We start from the raw sequence: 21455 nt of genomic DNA on the forward strand, positions 1-21455 counted from the left end.
TTGAGGGGGAGATGGCCGGCAGGCCAGAGGGGGGTGCTGTCCCGCCGACCTCTCATCGACGCTCAACCCCGCGACTCGGCCTGTTTCGATCGGTCATGGAAAGGTTTGCGTTCCTTCGCGCCCCCCTCTGCCCTTCCGGACATCTCCCCCACGAGGGGAGAGATCAGCAGCTTCAAATTCCCCGCCTTCACCCTAAGCTGAATTGACCCTTCACCCCTGACATGCCAAAGGCCGCAAAGCCTTTCATCTGGAGAAGCCCTGATGACCGATCGCGTCGAGATCGCCGGATTGCGGATTGCCCGCGAACTGCATGACTTTGTCGGCGAAGCGCTGCCGGGTACCGGCATTGCCGCCGACGCCTTCTGGAACGGCTTTTCGGCTATCGTCCATGATCTCGCGCCGAAGAACCGGGCGTTGTTGGCCAAACGCGACGCCATGCAGGAACAGATCGACGCCTGGCACCGCGCCAATGGCGCGCCCATCGATATGGAGACCTACAAAAGCTTCTTGCGTGAGATCGGCTATCTCGTGCCCGAAGGGCCGGCCTTTTCCGTGTCGACCGACAATGTCGACCCCGAGATCGCCACCGTTGCCGGGCCGCAGCTGGTGGTGCCGGTGATGAATGCGCGTTATGCGATCAACGCCGCCAATGCCCGCTGGGGCTCGCTCTACGATGCGCTCTACGGCACCGACGCCATTGCCGAGACCGGTGGCGCCGAGAAGGGTAAAAGCTTCAACCCCGTGCGCGGCGCCAAGGTGGTTGCCTGGGCGAAGAGTTTTCTGGACGAGTCCGTGCCGCTCACCTCGGGCAAATGGGCCGGCGTGAACGGGCTGACGGTTTCGGGTGGCACCTTGCGGCTCGGCGCCGGCGCCGGCGGCACCACACTGGCCAACCCGAAACAATTTGCCGGCTACCGCGGCGACGGCGCCAACCCGGAAGCCATCCTGCTGGTCCAGAACGGCCTGCACATCGAGATCCTCATCGACCGCACCAACCAGATCGGCCGCACCGACCCGGCCGGCATTGCCGACGTGATCCTGGAATCGGCGCTGACCACCATCCAGGACTGCGAGGATTCGGTCGCGGCGGTGGATGCCGAGGACAAGGTCATCGTCTACCGCAACTGGCTCGGCCTGATGAAGGGCGATCTGGCGGAGGAAATCAGCAAGGGCGGCAAAACCTTCACGCGCAAGCTCAATCCGGACCGCGCCTGGACCGCGCCCAGTGGTGGCGCGCTGAGCTTGCCTGGCCGCTCGCTGATGCTGGTGCGAAACGTCGGTCACCTCATGACCAATCCGGCCATCCTCGACCGCGATGGCAACGAGGTGCCGGAAGGCATCTTGGATGCGGCGATGACGGCGCTGATCGCGCTGCACGATGTCGGCGCCAACGGGCGTCGGATGAATTCCCGCGCGGGCTCGATGTATGTGGTGAAGCCGAAGATGCATGGGCCGGAGGAAGTCGCCTTCGCAGTCGAGATTTTCGACCGCGTCGAAGCGCTGCTCGGTATGGCGGCAAACACCATCAAGATGGGCATCATGGACGAGGAGCGGCGCACCACCGTCAACCTCAAGGAGGCGATCCGCGCCGCCAAGGAACGCGTCGTGTTCATCAACACCGGCTTCCTCGACCGCACCGGCGACGAGATCCACACCTCGATGGAAGCCGGGCCGATGATCCGCAAGGGCGACATGAAGCAGGCCGCCTGGATCTCCGCCTATGAGGCGTGGAATGTCGATATCGGGCTCGAATGCGGGCTCGCCGGTCATGCCCAGATCGGCAAGGGCATGTGGGCGATGCCCGATCTGATGGCGGCGATGCTGGAACAGAAGATCGCGCATCCCAAGGCCGGCGCCAGCACCGCCTGGGTGCCGTCGCCGACGGCGGCGACGTTGCACGCCACGCACTATCACAAGGTCGATGTCCATGCCGTCCAGGCGGCGCTCAAGAGCCGGCCGAAGGCGAAGCTCGATGATATATTGTCGGTGCCGGTGGCGGTGCGGCCGAACTGGACCCCCGACGAGATCCAGCGCGAACTCGACAACAATGCGCAAGGTATTCTTGGCTATGTCGTGCGCTGGATCGACCAGGGCGTCGGCTGCTCGAAAGTGCCCGACATCAACGATGTCGGCCTGATGGAAGACCGCGCCACGCTGCGCATCTCCTCGCAGCACATCGCCAACTGGCTGCACCACAAGGTGTGCTCGCAGATCCAGGTGATGGATTCGCTGCGGCGCATGGCAGCGATCGTCGACCTCCAAAATGTCGGCGACCCGCTCTACCGCCCGATGGCCACCGATTTCGACAATTCCATCGCCTTCCACGCCGCCTGCGACCTGGTGTTTAGAGGCCGCGAACAGCCGAATGGCTATACGGAACCGGTGCTGCACGCACGGCGGCTGGAGCTGAAGGCGAAAGAGCGGGCGAATTAGCGCCTGCATTTCCCTCCCCCTTGAGGGGAGGGTGGCCCGAAGGGCCGGGTGGGGTCCTGCGTGAAGTGCGGCGACTCCCTTCGGACGACACTACAAGCAATGTCATTGCAGAGGCCCTTTCTCGGCTCGGCTCCAAAAAGATCGACCATTCTTCGGCGACCCCCACCCTGCCGCTTCGGGGCCACCTTCCCTCAAGGAGGAGCGTTACGCCGCCTGCGCCACCCGCTCCGACATCATGCGGTAGGAAATCGCCTCGGCCAGGTGAATGCGGCCGACGGTTTCTCTCGCTTCGAGATCGGCCAGCGTGCGCGCCACTTTCAGCACCCGATGATAGGCGCGCGCGGAAAAGCCGAGCTTTTCGCTGGCGTCCTTCAACAGAGACAGGCCGGCGGCATCCGGCATCGCGATGTCCTCGATAACAGAAGGCGAGCAATGCGCGTTGGTGGTCGCGCTGGTCACGCCGAGCCGCTCGAACCGTTCGCGCTGGATGGTGCGGGCGCGCGCGACGCGCTGCGCAACGGCGGCACTTTTCTCCGCCCGATCCGGCCGGATCAGATCGGCGGCCGAGACAGCCGGTACCTCGATCCTGAGGTCGATGCGGTCGAGCAGCGGGCCTGAGATGCGCGCCTGGTAGTCGGTGCGGCAGCGTTCACCGCGCAGGCAGCGATAGCCGGGCTCGCCGGCCATGCCGCAACGGCACGGGTTCATCGCCGCCACCAGCTGGATGCGCGCTGGATAGGTGACGCGGTGGTTGGCGCGCGCGATCATGCAGTCGCCGGTCTCCAGCGGTTGGCGCAGCGCATCCAAGGTCTGCGGCGTGAATTCGGGAAACTCGTCGAGGAACAGCACGCCGTTGTGGGCAAGCGATACTTCGCCCGGCCGCGCCCTGATGCCGCCGCCGACCATTGCCGCCATCGAAGCCGAATGGTGCGGGGCGCGGAACGGCCGCCGGTCGGTGAGCTTGCCTTCGCCGAGCTCGCCGGCCACCGAGGCGATCATCGAGACTTCAAGAAGTTCCTTGGGCGCCAGTGGCGGCAGAATTGAGGGCAGCCTCTGCGCCAGCATCGATTTTCCCGAGCCGGGAGGCCCGACCATCAACAGATTGTGGCCGCCGGCCGCCGCCACTTCCAGCGCCCGCTTGGCGCTTTCCTGGCCCTTGATGTCTGAAAGGTCGGGCAGGTCGCGGGCCGAGACATGGATGCCGGGCTCGGGCCGCGACAGCACCTGCGTGCCGCGAAAATGATTGGCGATGGCAATCAGGCTGCGCGGCGCCAATATGTCGAAATCCTTGCCCGCCCAGGCCGCTTCCGGCCCGCAGCCGAACGGGCAGATCAGGCCTTTTCCCTCGGCATTGGCACCGATCGCCGCCGGCAGCGCACCGGCGACCGCGGCAATGGTGCCGTCGAGCGACAATTCTCCGAGCACGACATAGGAGGCCAGCATGTCGCCCGGAATGGCGCCGAGTGCTGCCATCAGGCCGAGCGCGATCGGCAGGTCGTAATGGCTCCCTTCCTTGGGCAGGTCGGCAGGCGCCAGGTTGACCGTCACCTTCTTCGACGGCATCGACAGGCCCGAAGCGTGCAGCGCCGCCTGCACGCGCTCGCGGCTTTCGGCCACCGCCTTGTCGGCCAGGCCGACAATCTGCATGCCGACCTTGCCCGGCGCGATCATCACCTGGACATCGACCGGTACGGCCTCGATGCCCTGGAAAGCAACCGTGCGAACGCGCGCCACCATCTTGCTCTGCCCCCGGATATCGGCTCGCCTCGGCCTCGTGGTTCAGACCGCGAGCGACGTCAGGACAAGACAACCATAGATTTCAGGCGAAGGCAAGAACATTACGGGAACACACACACGATCGCGATGCTCCCTATGCCGAGCCTACCCGCCGCATTTCCTCCACCGCGTCCCAGAACAGGCTGGCGATATCCGCGCCACCAAAGCGCTGCACTTCGCGCACGCCGGTTGGCGAGGTCACGTTGATCTCGGTCATGTAGTCGCCGATCACGTCGATGCCGACCAGGATGAAGCCGCGCTCTTTCAGCGATGGGCCGATGCGGGCGCAGATTTCGCGTTCGCGTTCCGTCAGTTCGGTTTTTTCGGCGCGGCCGCCGACATGCATGTTGGAGCGCGAATCGTGGTCGGCCGGTACCCGGTTGATGGCGCCGACCGCCTCGCCGTCGATCAGGATGATGCGCTTGTCGCCCTTGCGCACATCCTTGAGATAGCGCTGGACGATATAGGGCTCGCGTGACAGCTGGGCGAACATTTCGAGCAGCGAGGCGAGGTTGCGGTCGCCCTCCTTGAGATGGAAGATGCCGGCGCCGCCATTGCCGTAGAGCGGCTTGACGATGATGTCGCCGAATTCCTTGCGGAAGGCCGCGACCTCCTGGGGATCCTTGGTGATCAGCGTTTCGGGCATCAGGTCGGGGAATTCGGTGACGAAGATCTTTTCCGGGCTGTTGCGCACCCAGGCCGGGTCGTTGACGACCAGTGTCTTCGGGTGGATGCGCTCCAGAATATGCGTGGTGGTGATGTAATTCATGTCGAAGGGCGGATCCTGGCGCAGCAGGATCACATCCATCTCCGACAGGTCGGTGCGCACCTTGTCGCCCAGCGTATAATGATTGCCCTTCTCGTCGCGGAGCTTCATCTCCTCGATGCGGGCAAACACCTTGCCGCCCAGCATCGACAGCCGGTCGGGCGTGTAGTGGAACAGTTGGTGGCCGCGCCGCTGCGCCTCCAGCGACAGCGCAAACGACGTGTCGCCGGCGATCGAGACGGTGGAGACATGGTCCATCTGGACGGCGATCTTCAGGGTCATCTTCTGGTCTCCAGCGGGTCGAGCAAGTCCAGGAAAAGTGCGTAGCGGTTTTCCGTCCGGAATTGCGGCAAGGCAAGTCGCCGATATACGGAACTTGGCGGCTTCTGCCAATCGCGCTTCCTTGGCCCAGACCTTTAACGGTCGAAGACCAGCCGGGAGTAACCGATGAAGGACAGCGCCATGGCGACCAGCGAAGCGACGGCAAGTGCCGCCAGCGGCGGCATTGCCGGCAGCGCGAACAGGATGGCGCAGTAGACGAGATAGTTGACAATGCTGGTGGCGATGCCGACGCCGCCATAGCGCGCGCCCTCCTGCGCCACGCCGCGGCTCGACGGCGAAAAGGTCAGGTGCCGGTTGATCTGCCAGGTGACGCACAGCGCAAAGCCGATCGACAGGACACGGGCGACGAAGGGACCGAGCGGCGTCACCGCCAAGAGCAGCCAGAGCACCGCGGCATCGGCGACGAAACCAACGCCGCCGGCCAGGACGAAGCGGGCGAGCCGGCTCACGGCCTCAGGCGGCCCGGGGCGTCTTGCCCGGTTCGGCCTTCGCTGTTTCGCTCGTGCGTTCGCGCCGTTCGACCCGGCCCGACGGAACCGAGAGATAGAAAATGCGCTTCTGCTCGGCGCGTCCGCGCGATACCGAATCGAGGATCAATCCGGTCACCATCGCAAGCATCGAGAGCAGCAGCAGGCCGACCGACAGCACCCAGGTCGGCATGCGCGGCACGAGGCCGGTCTGGGCGAATTCGATCAGCACCGGCGTCATCAGGGCAAGGCTCGACGCCAGGAAGAAAATCGCGAAGGCGCCGAAGAAGCGCAGCGGCTGCGTCTCCTTCATCAGCATGGCGAACATCCACAGGATCCTGGCGCCGTCGCGATAGGTCGACAGCTTCGACGACGATCCCTCAGGCCGGCGGCCATAATCGAGCGCGATCTCGCTCACCGGCAGTTTGAGCTGCGAGGCATGCACCGACATTTCGGTCTCGATCTCGAAGCCGCCGGAAACCGCGGGAAAGCTCTTGACGAAACGCCTCGAGAAGACGCGGTAGCCGGAGAAGATGTCGGTGAAGTCGGTGCCGAACAGCCGCTTGTAGAGGCTGTTGAAAATGCGGTTGCCAAAGGCATGGCCGGAACGGCCGGCATCGTCGGTGACGCCGCGCCTGGTGCCCACCACCATGTCGCAGCGCTCGGTCTGCAGGATGTTGATCAGCAGCGAGGCATCTTCCGGCGCATAGGTGCCGTCGCCGTCGGCCATCAGATAGATATCGGCATCGATGTCGGCGAACATGCGCCGCACGACATTGCCCTTGCCCTGGCGCGGCTCGCGGACGACGATGGCGCCCGCTGCGCGGGCCTTTAATGCCGTCAGGTCGCGCGAATTGTTGTCATAGACATAGATGTCGGCCGATGGCAGCGTCTCGCGAAAGCGCCGCACCACCTCGGCGATGGTCAGTTCCTCATTGTAACAAGGCAGGAGCACGGCAATGGCCGGCTCATGGCGGACTTCGTGCGGCATTTCCGTCTCCCGACGCCCGGCGGAGCCTCCGGCCGCGCTCATATGCGGCCTCGCTCAGGCGACTTTACTATTTATTGAAGCTGTTAAGGCTAGGTTTAAGGCCGCAGTCTTTCCGACGAAGGTCATGATGATGAACGCAGCCAAGGCGGGTGCTTCTTCCTGGAAGTCCGATATGACGCTGGCGCTGCTTGCCATGCTGGTGGTGCTGGCCGTCAATGCCGCCACGGGCTTTCGCGAATTGAGCAATGCCGGCGGCGACAATGACAGCCTGCTGCGGCTGGTCGAGGTTCGCGACATGCTGGCCGGCCAGGGCTGGTTCGACCTGCATCAGTACAGGATGGGGCCGGAAGGCGGTTTCGTCATGCACTGGTCGCGGCTGGTCGACGCACCGCTCGCCGCCATCATCCTCGCCGCCTCAGCGCTGACCGGCAGCATGGCCATGGCCGAAGCGATCGCACAGGTGCTGTGGCCGTCGCTGCTGTTCTGCCTGGCGGTGTTTTTTACAGCCCGTGCGGCACGAAGCTTCGCCGGCGTCGGCGCCGTGCTGCCCGCTATCGTCATCGGCGCTGCAGCGCTGCATTTCATCGGCATTTTCTTGCCGGGTGTGCTCGATCATCACAATGTCCAGCTGACGCTGACCACGGCCAGCCTCAGCCTGCTGCTCGAGGCGCCGGCGCGTCGCTGGGCGGCGCTGATTTCCGGGCTGTGTGCGGCCCTGACGCTGGCCGTCGGCATGGAAACCGCGCCCTATGTCGCCACCATCGGCGCCTGCATCGCCTTGCTGTTCGTCGTCGATCCCGGCGGCGAACGCCGGATCGCCAGGGATTTCGGTCTCGGCTTTGCCGGGGTTTCAGCCCTCGTCTTCGTCACCACCATCCCGCCATCGGCCATGGGCCAGCCGCAGTGCGATGCCTTCTCGGCTGTGCAGTTCGTGGTGGCGGCAATCGCCGGACTGGGGCTTGCCGCCGTGACGTCGCTCACGGTGTCCAATGGCACGGCCAGCCGCCGCCTGATCTCGCTTAGCCTGCTCGCGCTTGTGCTGGGCGCCGTCATCGTGGCGCTGTTTCCGCAATGCCTTGCGGCTCCCTACGCAAACCTCGATCCGCGCCTCAAGGAATTGTGGCTCGATCACATTGACGAGGCGCAGTCGCTGTTCAGTATTGCCGCCAGCGAGCCGGCGTCGCTGGCGGCGCGCTATGTCACGCCGCTGGTGGCGATCGCGCTGATGGCGCTTCGCCTGCGCGGACCATGGCGCCGCCAGGACAGCCTCGTCGGCGCCTTGCTGGTCGGCGCCTTCATCGTCAGCGCCTGGCAGGTGCGCGGCTCGACATTCTCGATCGCCTTTGCCGTCATCCCGCTGTCGGCCTGGATCGCAAGCTGGCGCGAACGGGCGAGGATCAGCCCTGCGCGCAGCGTATCGCTGCGCATGGCGGCGGTCTGGGTGGTGTCGGTGAATGCCGTCTGGGCCGGTGCTGCCGCCGCGACGTCGAGCGTATTCGAGGCCGACAAGGTCTCGGTCGAGGCACAGGACACCGACAACGATCCGTCCTGCGAGCGCAAGGCCTCCTTCGCGGCGTTGGCCCGGCTGCCGCACACCACGGTGCTTGCCATCTCCAATCTCGGCTCGCCCATCCTGGCCTATTCCGGGCACCGCGTCTTTGCCGGCCCCTATCATCGCAACATCGCCGGCGACCTGCTTGCGCTCGATGCCTTCCTCGGATCGGCGGACCAGGCGAGGATGATCGCGGCGGCTCACCACGTCGGCCTGATGGCGCTCTGCCGCGGCAGCGCCGAAAGCAAGATGCTTGCCGCCAAGGCGCCGCAAGGCTTCCTGGCCGGGCTTATGCAGGGAAGCGTCCCCGATTGGCTCGAACCGGTGGCCGAAACGCGCGGAGACCCGGTCGAACTCTACCGCGTCCGCTAAAGCATCATTCGCCAGCGAAAAATCGATTTCGCGATACGCTTCCTAAACGCTTTGCTGCCAGTCTCAGCCTAAATTTCGGGCGTCACAAACAGGGATACCGATGCAAACGACGTTTGGCACCGGGCAGGCAAGCAGGGAAAACTCGGATCTGGCGTTCACCGATGCGCTGACCGGGCTTGGCAACCATCGCCGCTTCTTCGATAAGGTCGATCGCCTGATCAGCGACCGTGCAGACGATCCCGCGCCGTTCACGGTCGGCATTCTCGACCTCGACGGCTTCAAGCCGATCAACGATCTGTTCGGCCACAAGGCCGGCGACGACATATTGATCCAGGTGGCGATGCGGCTGCGCGCCTCAATGGACAGCCACTCCACCGTCTGCCGCATCGGCGCCGACGAATTCGCCTTCCTTTACCCGATGGTGTTCTCGGAGGAGGCGGCGGCCGAGAAGTCGCGCATGATGATCGAAATCCTGTCGGCGCCCTACGATGTCGGCGAACGCACCGCCAGGCTTTCGGCCTCGGTCGGCTGCTCGCTGTTTTATTCCGGCGACGAAACCACGGAAATCCTCGTCAACAAGGCCGAAACGGCGCTCTACCACGCCAAGCGTTCGGGCCGTGGCCGCGTCGTCGTCTACACCCGCGAAATGGAAGAGGCGGCCAAGCGCGTCACCCGCATCGAACAGGCGCTGCGCCGCGCCGTCTCGGCCGGTGAGGTCGAGCCGCATTTCCAGCCCATCGTCGATCTGACCACCCGCCGCACCATCGGCTTCGAGACGCTGGCGCGCTGGACCGATCGCGACCTCGGCGTGGTGCCGCCGACCGTGTTCATCCCGATCGCCGAAGAGCGCGGCATCATCGGCCCGCTGTCGCAGCTGGTACTGCGCAAGGCGACCGAAGCGGCGCGCAGCTGGCCGAAGGACCTGTTCCTGTCCTTCAACCTGTCGCCCTCGCAGCTCGTCGACCAGAACACCGGCCTGCACATATTGTCGATCCTCGACCGCACCGGCTTCGATCCGCGACGGCTGGAGATCGAAATCACCGAAACCGGCCTGATGAACGATCCGGCCTCGGCCGAGAAGATCGTCGAGGATCTGCGTCGCGTCGGCATCCGAGTCTCGCTCGACGATTTCGGCACCGGCCAGTCCTCGCTCGGCCGCTTGCGCGAATTCCATTTCGACAAGCTCAAGATCGACCGCGCCTTCGTCTCCTCGATCCTCGACGACCGACCGTCGGAACACATCATCCGCGCCATTCTGGCCATGTGCGAAGGGCTCGGCATGGATGTCGTCGCCGAAGGCATCGAGGAGGAGGCGCAGGCCGACCGCCTCGTCCAGTTCGGCTGCGCCGGCGGCCAGGGCTATCTCTTCGGCAAACCAGTCGATGCCGACGCCACGCTCGGCTACCTCCGCGATTCCTATCGCGGCGCCCTCTACGCCAAGGCAGTCTGACCGGCGGTCTGGCCTGCGTCGAGCAAGTCAGCGGTGCGAGCCAGATCGACTGTGCCCGCCATCTTGCGGCCTTTTGTCTGACATAAGCCAATCAAATCGCCGTTTTCGCCCTTGCTCCCCGGACTTGGCTGGATAGGATGCGCGCCGACCGGACCGGGAGATGAAGATATGATGCCATCGGCCGATTTTGCCGACCTCAGGGGAGCCTCGGTGCTGATCACCGGCGGCGGTTCCGGAATTGGTGCGGCACTGACCGAGGGCTTCGTTCGCCAAGGCGCCCATGTCGCCTTCATCGACATCGCCGATGGCCCAAGCACGCTGCTTGCCGACCGCGTCGAAAAAGAACTTGGCCGGCGACCGCTCTACCTCAAGACCGATTTGCGTGACGTCGAGGCGTTGCGCGCTTCGGCCGCCAAAGCGGCTGAGGCACATGGCGACGTCACCGTGCTGGTCAACAATGCCGCCTGGGACGAACGCCACGATGTCGCTGACGTTACCGTCGAGTTCTGGGACAACAATCTCGCCGTCAATCTGCGCCCGCATTTCTTCACCGCACAGGCGGTCGCGCCGGGCATGAAGCGGGCCGGCGGCGGTTCGATCATCAACTTCACCTCAACCTCCTATCTCATCAACCACCCCGATATGCCGGCCTACACCGCCGCCAAGGCCGGCATACTCGGCCTCACCAAAGGTCTCGCGGGCAAGCTTGGGGTCGACGGCATCCGCGTCAATGCGATTGCGCCGGGCTGGGTGATCACCGAGCGGCAGCGGGAACTCTGGGTCACCGAGCAGGGGCTCGCCGCCCATGTGGCCAAGCAATGCATCAAGCAGGTCATGCAGCCCGACGACATCGTCGGCACGGTGCTGTTCCTGGCCTCCGACGCCTCGCGTATGCTGACGGCGCAGATGTTGATCGTGGACGGGGGTTTCCTGTGAGCCCGGTGAATCAAAATCCGGCAAAAGGCACGCCGGCAGTCGCCGCCGTCGACTGGGGCACGACCCGCATGCGGGTCTGGCTGGTCGACGAGGCGGGCGGGGTGCTTGCCGAGCGTCGCGGCGATGATGGGTTGATCACCGCGCAGCAAAAAGGCTTTTCGACCATCCTCGAGGGCCATCTGGCGGCGCTCGGCGCACCTGACACACTGCCGGTCATCATCTGTGGCATGGCCGGCTCGCGCCAGGGTTGGCTGGAAGCGCCTTACGTCACCGTGCCGGCGCCGCTCAGTGCCATCCTCGCGGGGGCCGCCCGCATTCCCGGCCAGAGCCGCGACATCCGCATCGTGCCTGGCCTGGCGCAGCGCCTGGAAGATGCGCCGGACGTAATGCGCGGCGAGGAAACCCAGCTTGCCGGCGCCGGTTTGCCGGCAAAAGGTCGCCATCTCGTCTGCATGCCCGGCACCCATTCGAAATGGGTTCTGGTCGAAGACGGCGCGGTCGACGGCTTCTGCACCTGGCCGACCGGCGAGCTGTTTTCGGTGCTGGCCACTCACTCGATCCTGCGCCATTCGCTGGGCGAGAGCCCGAAGCCGGTCATTCCGGAAAATCCGTTCTTCCAGGAATGGTGCCGCAAGGCTTTGGCGGAGGGCGGCGATGTCACCTCGCGGCTGTTCTCGATCCGCGCCGCCGGCCTGCTGCAGAACCTCAAGGCCGACGATGCCGCCGCTTGCCTGTCCGGCCTGCTGATCGGCGGCGAGATCGCCTCGGCGGGCCGCCGCTATGGCGAAAGCACCACTGCAATCGTGCTGGTCGCCTCGGGGTCGCTAGCAGCCCTCTACCGCCAGGCGCTCGACCTTGCAGGGCTTGCCGTCAGGACGGTCGACGCCGACGAGGCGGTGCGTGCCGGCCTTATTGAGGCAGCGCGCGAAAATGGCATGATCGCCAAATGACCACCAGAGTGGAGTGACAGCGTGACCCAGACCGCCCCCTTCCCGAAGCTCAAGCGTGGTCTTATCGCCATTCTGCGCGGCCTCAAACCCAGCGAGGCGGTTGCCATCTGCCAGGCGCTGTTTGACGCCGGCATCGAAGCCATCGAGGTGCCGCTCAATTCGCCGGAGCCGTTTTCATCGATCGCCAGCATTGTCACCGCATTGCCCAAGACAACGCTGGTCGGCGCCGGCACGGTGCTGACTTCAGCCGATGTCGACGCCCTGGCCAAGGCCGGCGGGAGGCTGCTGGTCAGCCCCAACATCGATGCCGAAGTCATGGCCCGCGCCATGCACCATGGCATGGTGACGATGCCAGGCGTGTTCACCCCACCGAAGCTTTTCAGGCGATTAGGCTTGGGGCTTCGGCGCTCAAATTCTTCCCGGCAAGCGTGCTCGGGCCTAGCGGCATTTCGGCGATGCGGGCCGTGCTGCCGGCCGATACCGTGGTCGGCGCCGTCGGCGGCGTTTCCGACAAAGACTTTGCCGGCTACAAAGCTGCTGGGGTGACTGCTTTTGGTCTTGGCTCCAGCCTGTTCAAACCTGGTATGAGCGTCGACGAGGTGGCCTCGCGCGCCCGGGCGGCGGTGACGGCCTGGGATGCGGCCTTCGGCGGAGCGGCATGATGGAAAACGTTTCGGTTTTCTCGGACCATGTCTGCGAGCTCGGCGAGGGGCCGAGCTACGATCCCGCCACCGATACGCTGTTCTGGTTCGACATTGTCAACGGCCTGCTGCTGGAGCAGGGTGTCACGTCCGGCGCGCGGAAAGTCCATGAACTCGGCCAGATGGCCAGCGCCATCGCCATTGTCGATGACAATCGCCAGCTCATCGCCACCGAGACTGGCCTGCATGTCCGCGACGTCTCGACCGGCAAGCTGACGCTGCATACGCCCATCGAGGCCGACAATGCGCTGACCCGCTCCAACGATTCGCGCGTCCACCCTTGTGGCGCCTTCTGGGTCGGCACGATGGGCAAGGGTGAGGAGAAGGGCGCCGGCTCCATCTACTGGTTCTTCAAGGGCGAGCTGCGCACGCTTTACACCGGCATCACCGTGTCGAACTCGATCTGTTTCTCGCAGGATGGAACGATCGCCTACTACACCGATACCTCGACCGGCCTGTTGATGCGTGTCGCCTGCGATCCGGCGACGGGCCTGCCGATCGGCGAGTCGAAAGTGTTCGTCGACCATCGCTCGTCCAAGGGCTTTGTCGACGGCTCGGTCGTTGATCGCGACGGCGTGCTGTGGAACGCCGTCTGGGGCGGCAAGGCGGTCAAGGCCTATTCGCCAGATGGCACATTGTTGCGCGAAATTGCCGTGCCGGCGGGGCAGTCCTCGTGCCCGGCCTTTGTCGGGGCCAAGGCCGATCGGCTGGCGGTGACCTCGGCCTGGAAAGGCAAGGACGACAAGCAGCGCAAGCTCGACCCACAGGCCGGCATGACCTTCCTGCTCGACATCCCCGTCAACGGCCGCTTCGAGCCGCGCGTGCTGATCGCCTGAGCGTACCGGTTGTCGTGCAGGCGGCGGGCGCGGGTCGATTTCGCGCAAGCCGATCGCATTGGCCGTGCGATGGTGTGGCTGCATCACCGAGAAGCTTTGACCCATGCCGCGCCCGACCTTGATCCTCGTCTACGAGCCTGAAAAGGCCTGTTTCGACAGGCTGGTCGCCGATGGCTTTCCTGCCGAGCGTGCCTTGGAAATCTCGTCCTATCTGGCGCAATCGACCGATCTCGCGCCCGAATTCGATGAGCTCACTGCGGCTTGCGGGCGGCGCGGCCTCGCCTTCCTGCCGGTCGAACTCGACGATGCGGCGGCAGCGCTGGCGAAGGCGGATCCCGCAACCACGCTGGTCTGGACGCTGACCGACGGCATTGCCTATTTCCGCGGTGCTGCGGCGCCCGCACTTGCCAGGCTGAATGGGCTTAGAACCATCGGAGCCGACGATGCGCTGTTCGCGCTTTGCCAGGACAAGTTCCGTTCCGGCGCCGTGTTTTGCGCGCTCGGCCTGCCGGCGCCGCAGGCAGGCCTGGCCCGCGACGGCCGCTGGCTGGCCGACCCGCCAGCTTCGGAAGCCGGCTGGTTCGTCAAGCCGAACCGGCTCGGCTCCAAGGTAGGCATCTGGCCGGATTCACGCTGCAACGACCTGGCCCATGCGCTGGAGCTTAGCCGGCGGGTCTATGCCGCTTATCGCGACGATGTCGTCGTCCAGCCCTATGTCGGCGGTCGCAATGTCCGCGCCAGCTTCCTTGGGCTGCAAACGGATGCCGGGGCGGAAGCGCTCGGCATTGCGTTCGTCGACTCCGGCGGCGATTTCCAGACCATGGCGGACTCGATGGCGCTTTACGGCGACACCGGCGAGGCCGCCAAGGCGGCTGGGCTATACAGCGAGCCGGTGCTGGAGCCGGTCGCCGACACCCAGCCGGCAGCCGCCGCAACCATCCGCCGCATCGCCGAGCGGCTGGTCAGCGGACTTGGCCTGCGCGACGTGTTTTCCATCGATTTCAGGGTCGAGGCCACCGATCATGCCCACCTCATCGAGTTCGAAGTCTGTCCCGGCCTGCCCTGCTTCGATTTCCGCGCCTATTGCCGGCTGCAATGGAGCATGACGCTGGCCGATGCGGTTGCCGAGACGGCGGCGAACCGACTGAACCGACAGGCGATCTGAAAGGCCGCGGGGACCGGCACGACCTACCGCGCCTTGACGGCTTTTGCTCCACCTTTAGTGTCGCGGGACAGTCCTCAGGCAAGGCCGCGCGATGAGCACACCAGCAAGCTCCCTCCATCATCACATAAGGCGCATGGCCGGGCGCGATCCGCATGAGGCGCATCGCGTCGCCACGCCGCTCGAGCTGCTGTTCGATCTGACCTTCGTCACCGCCTTCAGCCTTGCCTCGTCGCAACTGGCGCATGCCTTGGCCGAGGGCCACTACGCGGCGGCGCTGATCGGCTTCGGCTTTGCCAGCTTCGCGATCTGCTGGGCGTGGATCAATTTCTCCTGGTTTTCCTCCGCCTATGACACCGACGATTGGATCTTCCGCCTCGTCACCATGGTGCAGATGATCGGCGTGCTGGTGCTGGCCATCGGCCTGCCGCGCATGTTCGCCTCGATCGAGCATGGCGAACACCTCAACAATTCGGTGATGGTGCTGGGCTACGTCATCATGCGCGTCGCCATGATCTTCCAATGGCTGCGCGCGGCGCGGCAGGACCCTGGGCGGCGGCGTGCCTGTCTCACCTATGCCATCGCCATCGCGATCGCCCAGATCGGCTGGGTGGTGCAGATCCTGGTCGATTTCTCGCTGGCGACGAGCCTGGCTTTCGGCGCGGTCCTGCTTCTCATCGAGCTTGCCGGACCGGTCATCGCCGAACGCCGGGATGGCGGCACGCCCTGGCACGCGCATCACGTCGCCGAGCGCTACAGCCTCTTCGCCATCATCGCGCTGGGCGAAGGGGTGGTCGGCACGCTGGCGACGCTGTCGGCCGTGGTCGAGGAGCAGGGCTGGAACCTCGATGCCGCCTTGATCGGCATTGCCGGAATGGGTCTCACCTTCGGCATGTGGTGGGTCTATTACATGCTGCCCTCGGGACGGTGCTGCACCAGCACCGCAATCGCTCTTTTGTCTGGGGCTATGGCCAGATGCTGATCGTGGCGGCCATCGTCGCCACCGGCGCCGGGCTGCATGTCGCGGCCTATTTCATCGAGCACAAGGCCCATATCGGCCCGGTAGCGACCCTGCTCTCGGTCGCCATTCCGCTAGGCGTGTTCCTGGGGGCGATCTACGCGCTGTATTATTATCTCGTCCAGCGCTTCGATCCCCTCTATGTCTGGCTGCTGGCGGGAACGGCTGCGGTCGTCGCACTTGCCATCATCGCCGCCCTTGCCGGCGTCGACATGGCGGTCTGCCTCATCTTACTCACGCTAGCGCCGGCCGTCACCGTTGTCGGCTATGAGCTGTCGGGGCACCGCCATCAACTGGAGGTGCTGGCGCAGGAGGAAGCGCCGCACTGAGCAGAGCAGCTTCGCGCGTCAGATACCCTCGACCAGCACGATCTCGCCATCGGCTACTTTCTGACGGATGGCGACGGCGCGCTGGTACTCCGGCGAGTGGTAGCAATCGTGCGCCGCGCTGAGCGATTCGAACTCGATAATGACATTGCGGGCGCGGCCAGGCCCCTCGGCCTTTTCATGCTCACCGCCACGGGCAAGGAACTTCACGTCGAAACGGTCGAAAGCGAGCTTGGCGGCAGCGACATAGTCCTTGTAGCCTTCGGCGTCGCGCACATCGACGCGGGCTATCCAGTATCCTTGGGCATTTTCTTCTCCTCGTTACGCGGCGCGCATCTCTTCCAGTATGGCTTCCGCCGCCGCGCGCCTGTCGCTTGCCGCCACGATTGGCCGGCCCACAACAAGATGGCTGGAGCCGTTGCGGATCGCCTGGCCGGGCGTCACCACGCGTTTCTGGTCACCATGGTCGCTGCCCTTGGGCCGTATCCCCGGCGTCACCACCGCCAGGTCGGGTCCGACGATGCGGCGCACCGCTTCCGCCTCCTCGGCCGAGCAGACGACGCCGCCCATGCCTGCATGCAGCGCCTGTTCGGCGCGCCTCAGCACCAGCGTGTGCGGGTCATATTCATAGCCGGCGTCGATCACGTCCTGCTCGTCCATCGAGGTCAGCACGCTGACCGCCAGCAGGCACAGGTCGCTGCCCCTGGCGGCCTCCACCGCGGCCCGCATCGCCTTGGGATAGGCGTGGATGGTCAGCATGGTCATGCCCATGCGCACGATGTTCTCGACACCCTTGGCCACCGTGTGGTCGATGTCGAGCAGCTTCATGTCGAGGAAGATTCTGGTGCCGCCGCTGGCCAACTCCCTGGCGAAGTCGAGCCCGCCGGCGAAGGCCAGCTGATAGCCGATCTTGTAGAAGGAGACGACGCCGTCGAGTTCGCGCACCGCCTGTTCGGCCTCTTTCACCGTCGGCACGTCGAGGCCGACGATCAGCCTTTCTCTCATGGTATGGGCCTGCATGGCTGTGGAAATCATGCCCCGGTCCGGGTCGACAGCATGCGCGAGGTTTCGATCAGCGTGCGGCATAGGTGCTCCATCGATTTGGTCAGTCTCTCATCCCTGAAATTGCCGTCGCCGTCGAAGGCACTGCCGCCATCGGATACCGAGCATTCCGGCGTCACCATCTCCAACTGGCAGCGCACCAGCACGGCGCGCAGATGGTTGATGCAGCGGATCCCGGCGAAATGTCCGTTGGAAGACGAGCACAGGCCGGCGACCTTGCCGACAAGCGGCCTCACCGGCCAGCCGCCATCGAGGCGCACCCGGCTTACCCAGTCGATCGTGTTCTTGAGCAGTGGCGGGATCGAGCCATTATATTCCGGCGTCGCGATCAGTAGCCCGTCATGGGCGGCGATCAGCCGGCCGAGCTTCACGGCGTTGTCGGGAACGCCTTTTTCCTTTTCGAGGTCCTCGTCGATGATCGGCAGCGGATAGTCGGCCAGCGAAATGCGCGTCACCTCGGCGCCTTGCATGGCCAGCTCCTTCTGCGCCACATCGGCGGTCCTGCCGCTGAAGGCGCCGCTGCGCACCGAGCCGGCGAAGACGAGGATTTTCGCGATCACAGCCATTGGCCACTCTTGTTCCCGGACAGGTACAGCCAGAGGCTGCGCAAATCAACGCACTGGCTCAAAAAACGGAAACGATCGGGGGGCAGGCGCGCGAAGGTGTGCCGAGCAGCTGGGCTATTGCTAGTGGGTGACCGCAATTCTTGCACTCAGCGCGATGAGTGCAACTCCGAGCAAGGCATCTATCGGCCTGCGGACGCTGCCATATACCGACCGAACCCTTCTTGTGGAGAACATTAGCGCGACAAGCCCAAACCACGCCATCGCGACCAGCCCGATTATGGCCAGCGACACTGCCTGGACCCAGATCGGAGCCTGCATCGGCAATACCGATATGAACAGGCTCGCGAAGAAGGCGGCCGTCTTCGGATTTGTAATTCCGACAACGAAGCCGCTTCGCCAAGGAGCCGTAGTCTCTGCGCCACTGACGGCCAGCGGTGGCTGCGCCTGCCAAGCCGACAAAAGGATCTTGCTGCCCAGGTAACCGAGATACACGGCGCCGGCGATCCGGACGGCAAGGTGAGCCCATGCAATCTGCGTCAGCACGAGGCCCAGGCCAAACATCGCGAGAGCCGCCCACACCATGATCGCTGCGGCAATGCCAAGCGCCACATGGAACCCCGCGCGACGGCTGATCAGCGCATGGGAAGTCACGGCTACAAAATCGGGTCCCGGGCTCATGGCGCCGAGCAGGAACACTGAAGCAAGTGTCAGGAATTGCGGAAGGTAGCTCATGCGAAGCTCCAATTTCAGGCTCGTCGTACCGCACGCCTGCATGCCAGAGAGGCCAGGAAGCCGCTCGCCGCGATTTCGAGGGTCGTTTCCCTCATCTTCACAAACCTACAGCGCCCTTTAATATGAGCGAAATGAAAGATATTTCGGCAGCCATGAACAAAGCTAATATCAACATCACAATGGTGCGCGTCCTGACATCGCTCAGCGAGACGCGCAGCTTCACGAAAACCGCCGAGCGGCTCTGTCTTTCTCAATCGGCCATAAGCCATGCAATGAAGGCGCTGGAGGAGATCGTTGGCGCGCCCCTCGTCATACGTGATCGGCGCGGTGTCGCTTTCACCGCAACCGGCGAGGCGGCTTTGGATGCGGCGCGCGCCGCTTTGCATGCTTTAGGCCGTCTTGCCGGCCTACGGGAACACTCCATCAAAGGCAGAGTACGGCTCGCGCTGGTCAGCAGCGCCTCGGTAAAGATTGCTCCATATGCGTTGAACATTACTTCCGTCCGGCACCCGGAGCTTGCTGTCGAACTGCTCTTGGGCACGGATACCGAGGTGGCGGAGTGGGTCGATCGCGGTGCCGCCGATATTGGACTGTCCTACATCGCCGGCAATTGCCAAGCCGAGGAACTTGTCGACGACGAACTCTTTGTGGCGTCATCGCAAAAGAACTCAGTCCAAGGCGGGTCATTTCCGATCCGCGCTCTCGACGGCCAGCCATTCATCATGTCGAGCGGCGGCTGCGGACCAATGCTTGCCGAATTGTTCCAGGATTTTGGCGTTGCGCCAGTTGTCATCCTGTCGGCGAGCGATATGGCGGCGCTGCTTGCTCTGGTTGGGGCCGGGCGCGGTTTGTCGATTGCGCCAGGCCTGGCGTTTCCGGCCGATTGGCAGCGAACCGTCGCGAGGCGTCCTCTGGAGCCGCGTGCGCGTCGGCCTCTGCTGCTTCTGTTCTCCAGCAGCGCCGAAGCAACGGCCGTGCGGGCCATGTGCGCGGCGATCAGAGAGGTCGCCACGAGTTTGCGAGGCGGATAACAGTCAAGGATGTGGATCGACCCTCAATCGAGCTTCCTTCGGGAGACGTCGATCCTCTACAAGGCGCCAGAGACTTCTCCCGCCCCCAATACCAGCTAATGCGCTTCGCGCCGGTAGATCCACAGCTGCGTCGGCGGGATGTTGCGGAAGATGAAGTCGAAATGCTTGACCGTGTAATTGCCGCGGCCGGGCGGGATCGGCGACAACGGCCCATAGGTCAGCTGCACGATCGGCCGTCCAACCGGGATGCGGTCTAGCAGGCTTTCAATATAGGCGATCCGCTGTGCGACCGGAAAATTGAGCAGCGGCACGCCGGAGACGACGGAATCGAAAACCATCCCGCTCTTCTCGCCAAGCGTGGCGTTGAGATTGAAGGCATCGCCCTCGATGACGTTGACGCCGGGGTAGAGCTGGCGCAGATGGCGCACGAAATCGGTGGAATACTCGACCGCGTACAGGTTTTCGGGCTTAACGCCCTGGGCGAGGATTGCACGGGTGATGACGCCTGTGCCGGGTCCGACTTCAAGCACCGGCAGGCCGGACTTCGGATTGACGATGGAAGCCATCTTGCGGGCGGTGATGGAGCTTGTCGGCACGATCGAACCGACCGACTTCGGCTTGTCGATCCAGCCTTTGAAGAATTTGAGTTCGTCGTCGAACTTTTCCGCCAGCGCCTTCCGCAATCCCGGACCACGTGCCATGCAAGTTCTCCTCAACACTCCCCGAACGCTACTTAGCAGCTAACAGGTCCAAGGCAAGGCGCGATCTGGCATAAGATGTTGATGACGTTCGGGAAGCGTGGCGGCCTTGGTTTGGGTTCAGTGCTCGCCGAAGGATTCGAAAAAGTCCTTCATGCGGGCGAAAAAGCCGCTCGACTGGGGCGAATTGTCCTTCGACGACAGCTGCTCGAACTCTTCCAGCAGCTCGCGCTGGCGGCGCGACAGGTTTTGCGGCGTTTCGACCGCGGTCTGGATATAGAGGTCCCCGACATTGGGCTGGCGCAGCACCGGCATGCCCTTGCCCTTGAGGCGGAACTGGCGGCCGTTCTGCGTGCCTTCGGTCACTTTCACCTTGGTCTGACTGCCGTCCAGCGTCGTCACCTCGAACGAGCCGCCAAGGGCGGCCGTCGTCATCGATATCGGCACCTTGCAGTAGAGATCGGCGCCGTCGCGCTGGAAGAATTCATGCGGCTTCACCGCCAGAAAAATATAGAGGTCGCCCGATGGGCCGCCGCGCAGGCCCGCCTCGCCCTCATTGGCAAGCCGGATGCGGGTGCCGTCCTCGATGCCGGCCGGGATATTGACCGACAGCGAGCGTTCCTCGGTGACACGGCCCTGGCCGGCGCATTTCGGGCACGGGTCCTTGATCGTCTGGCCGCGGCCTTGGCATTGCGGGCAGGTACGCTCGATCGAGAAGAAGCCTTGCGTCGCCCGTACCTTGCCGTGGCCATGGCACATCGAGCAGGTCACCGGCTGGGTGCCGGGCTTGGCGCCGGTCCCGGAGCATTCCGTGCATGAGATCGAGGCCGGCACGCGGATTTGCGCGGTCTTGCCGGCAAACGCTTCTTCCAGCGTGATTTCCATATTGTAGCGCAAATCGGCGCCGCGTTCGCGGCCGCCCGACGAGCGGCGCTGGCGCCCGCCCATCATGTCGCCGAAAATATCTTCGAAAATGTCGGCGAAGCCGCCGGCGCCAAAACCTTGCGCGCCGCCATTCATGCCGCCCTGCTCGAAGGCGGCGTGACCGAAACGGTCATAGGCCGCGCGCTTCTGCGGGTCCTTCAGCGTTTCGTAGGCTTCGTTGATTTCCTTGAACTTATGCTCGCATGAGTGATCGCCGGGATTGCGGTCGGGATGGAACTGCATGGCCAGCTTGCGGAAAGCGCTCTTGAGCTCCTTCTCGTCGGCGCCCTTTTGCACGCCCAGCGTCTCGTAGAAATCAGCTTTCATCTTTTCCCGCAGTCCGGATGCTCAACGTCTTGATGCA

20 protein-coding genes and 1 pseudogene are annotated in these 21455 nt (G+C 64.3%); 11 read left to right on the forward strand and 10 right to left on the reverse strand.

Translation table 11 applies throughout. The annotated features are described in order from the left end of the window. Positions 1-261: 261 nt before the first annotated feature. Complete coding sequence (locus NLY44_RS23045; protein WP_023673177.1) at positions 262-2433, forward strand: malate synthase G; 2172 nt, start codon at positions 262-264, stop codon at positions 2431-2433. 204 nt (positions 2434-2637) lie between these two features. On the opposite strand, the gene NLY44_RS23050 is transcribed toward NLY44_RS23045, so the two are convergent. The 4 genes from NLY44_RS23050 to NLY44_RS23065 all read right to left on the reverse strand — a co-directional run bounded on the left by NLY44_RS23050 (position 2638) and on the right by NLY44_RS23065 (position 6775). Beyond that, positions 2638-4170 (reverse strand): YifB family Mg chelatase-like AAA ATPase, encoded by a 1533-nt coding sequence (locus tag NLY44_RS23050; protein ID WP_023673178.1) that lies wholly within the window; start codon positions 4168-4170, stop codon positions 2638-2640. Between the two features lie 133 nt (positions 4171-4303). Next, entirely contained in the window at positions 4304-5257 is a 954-nt protein-coding gene (gene gshB, locus NLY44_RS23055; RefSeq protein ID WP_023805814.1) for a glutathione synthase, read from the reverse strand. Positions 5258-5391: 134 nt separating this feature from the next. Then, positions 5392-5766 (reverse strand): GtrA family protein, encoded by a 375-nt coding sequence (locus NLY44_RS23060; RefSeq protein WP_023805813.1) that lies wholly within the window; start codon positions 5764-5766, stop codon positions 5392-5394. Positions 5767-5770: 4 nt separating this feature from the next. Further along, positions 5771-6775 carry a glycosyltransferase gene (locus NLY44_RS23065; protein WP_023805812.1) on the reverse strand — a complete coding sequence of 335 codons (1005 nt, stop codon included), beginning with the start codon at positions 6773-6775 and terminating at the stop codon, positions 5771-5773. Positions 6776-6899: 124 nt separating this feature from the next. Between NLY44_RS23065 and NLY44_RS23070 the strand changes: the two genes are divergently transcribed. The 9 genes and pseudogenes from NLY44_RS23070 to NLY44_RS23110 all read left to right on the forward strand — a co-directional run bounded on the left by NLY44_RS23070 (position 6900) and on the right by NLY44_RS23110 (position 16081). After that, positions 6900-8699 carry a hypothetical protein gene (locus NLY44_RS23070; RefSeq protein ID WP_023805811.1) on the forward strand — a complete coding sequence of 600 codons (1800 nt, stop codon included), beginning with the start codon at positions 6900-6902 and terminating at the stop codon, positions 8697-8699. Positions 8700-8799: 100 nt separating this feature from the next. Further along, positions 8800-10149, forward strand: coding sequence for a putative bifunctional diguanylate cyclase/phosphodiesterase (locus NLY44_RS23075; RefSeq protein WP_023681311.1), 1350 nt, complete (start codon positions 8800-8802; stop codon positions 10147-10149). Between the two features lie 168 nt (positions 10150-10317). Then, entirely contained in the window at positions 10318-11085 is a 768-nt protein-coding gene (locus tag NLY44_RS23080; protein WP_023673186.1) for an SDR family NAD(P)-dependent oxidoreductase, read from the forward strand. A 5-nt stretch (positions 11086-11090) separates the two neighbouring features. Next, positions 11091-12035 (forward strand): 2-dehydro-3-deoxygalactonokinase, encoded by a 945-nt coding sequence (locus NLY44_RS23085; RefSeq protein WP_031356097.1) that lies wholly within the window; start codon positions 11091-11093, stop codon positions 12033-12035. Positions 12036-12056: 21 nt separating this feature from the next. After that, a pseudogene (locus NLY44_RS23090) lies at positions 12057-12697 on the forward strand (2-dehydro-3-deoxy-6-phosphogalactonate aldolase). After that, positions 12697-13572: an SMP-30/gluconolactonase/LRE family protein gene (locus NLY44_RS23095; RefSeq protein WP_031356096.1), complete on the forward strand. Its 876-nt coding sequence runs from the start codon at positions 12697-12699 to the stop codon at positions 13570-13572. Before NLY44_RS23090 ends, NLY44_RS23095 begins: the two are co-directional and overlap by 1 nt. Positions 13573-13675: 103 nt before the next feature. After that, a complete protein-coding gene (locus NLY44_RS23100; RefSeq protein ID WP_023805808.1) occupies positions 13676-14737 on the forward strand; it encodes a D-alanine--D-alanine ligase family protein in 1062 nt (353 codons plus the stop codon). A 91-nt stretch (positions 14738-14828) separates the two neighbouring features. Next, positions 14829-15716: a low temperature requirement protein A gene (locus NLY44_RS23105; protein WP_286455257.1), complete on the forward strand. Its 888-nt coding sequence runs from the start codon at positions 14829-14831 to the stop codon at positions 15714-15716. Further along, positions 15710-16081, forward strand: coding sequence for a low temperature requirement protein A (locus NLY44_RS23110; RefSeq protein WP_286455262.1), 372 nt, complete (start codon positions 15710-15712; stop codon positions 16079-16081). Before NLY44_RS23105 ends, NLY44_RS23110 begins: the two co-directional genes overlap by 7 nt. Before the next feature lie 18 nt (positions 16082-16099). Here the strand turns inward: NLY44_RS23110 and NLY44_RS23115 are convergent, their stop codons facing one another. The 4 genes from NLY44_RS23115 to NLY44_RS23130 form a co-directional block, all read right to left on the reverse strand. Continuing rightward, complete coding sequence (locus NLY44_RS23115; RefSeq protein WP_286457821.1) at positions 16100-16369, reverse strand: DUF1330 domain-containing protein; 270 nt, start codon at positions 16367-16369, stop codon at positions 16100-16102. Positions 16370-16399: 30 nt separating this feature from the next. Continuing rightward, entirely contained in the window at positions 16400-17113 is a 714-nt protein-coding gene (gene pyrF, locus NLY44_RS23120) for an orotidine-5'-phosphate decarboxylase (protein ID WP_023805806.1), read from the reverse strand. Next, entirely contained in the window at positions 17110-17706 is a 597-nt protein-coding gene (locus NLY44_RS23125) for an NADPH-dependent FMN reductase (protein ID WP_023673195.1), read from the reverse strand. The genes pyrF and NLY44_RS23125 overlap by 4 nt, the downstream gene beginning before the upstream one ends. A 120-nt stretch (positions 17707-17826) precedes the next feature. Continuing rightward, complete coding sequence (locus tag NLY44_RS23130) at positions 17827-18438, reverse strand: LysE family translocator (RefSeq protein WP_023714463.1); 612 nt, start codon at positions 18436-18438, stop codon at positions 17827-17829. 122 nt (positions 18439-18560) lie between these two features. Here NLY44_RS23130 and NLY44_RS23135 point away from each other — a divergent pair, with 122 nt between their 5' ends. Then, positions 18561-19469, forward strand: coding sequence for a LysR family transcriptional regulator (locus NLY44_RS23135; RefSeq protein ID WP_023673197.1), 909 nt, complete (start codon positions 18561-18563; stop codon positions 19467-19469). Between the two features lie 95 nt (positions 19470-19564). Here NLY44_RS23135 and pmtA read toward each other — a convergent pair whose 3' ends face one another. Then, positions 19565-20170 (reverse strand): phospholipid N-methyltransferase PmtA, encoded by a 606-nt coding sequence (pmtA, locus tag NLY44_RS23140; protein ID WP_023687484.1) that lies wholly within the window; start codon positions 20168-20170, stop codon positions 19565-19567. 117 nt (positions 20171-20287) lie between these two features. Further along, the gene (gene dnaJ / locus NLY44_RS23145) at positions 20288-21418 is read right to left on the reverse strand and encodes a molecular chaperone DnaJ (RefSeq protein WP_023681322.1); all 1131 of its coding nucleotides are present in this window, start codon (positions 21416-21418) and stop codon (positions 20288-20290) included. Positions 21419-21455 lie beyond the last annotated feature (37 nt).

The organism is Mesorhizobium sp. C089B, assembly GCF_030323125.1.
Classification (GTDB): Bacteria; Pseudomonadota; Alphaproteobacteria; order Rhizobiales; family Rhizobiaceae; genus Mesorhizobium.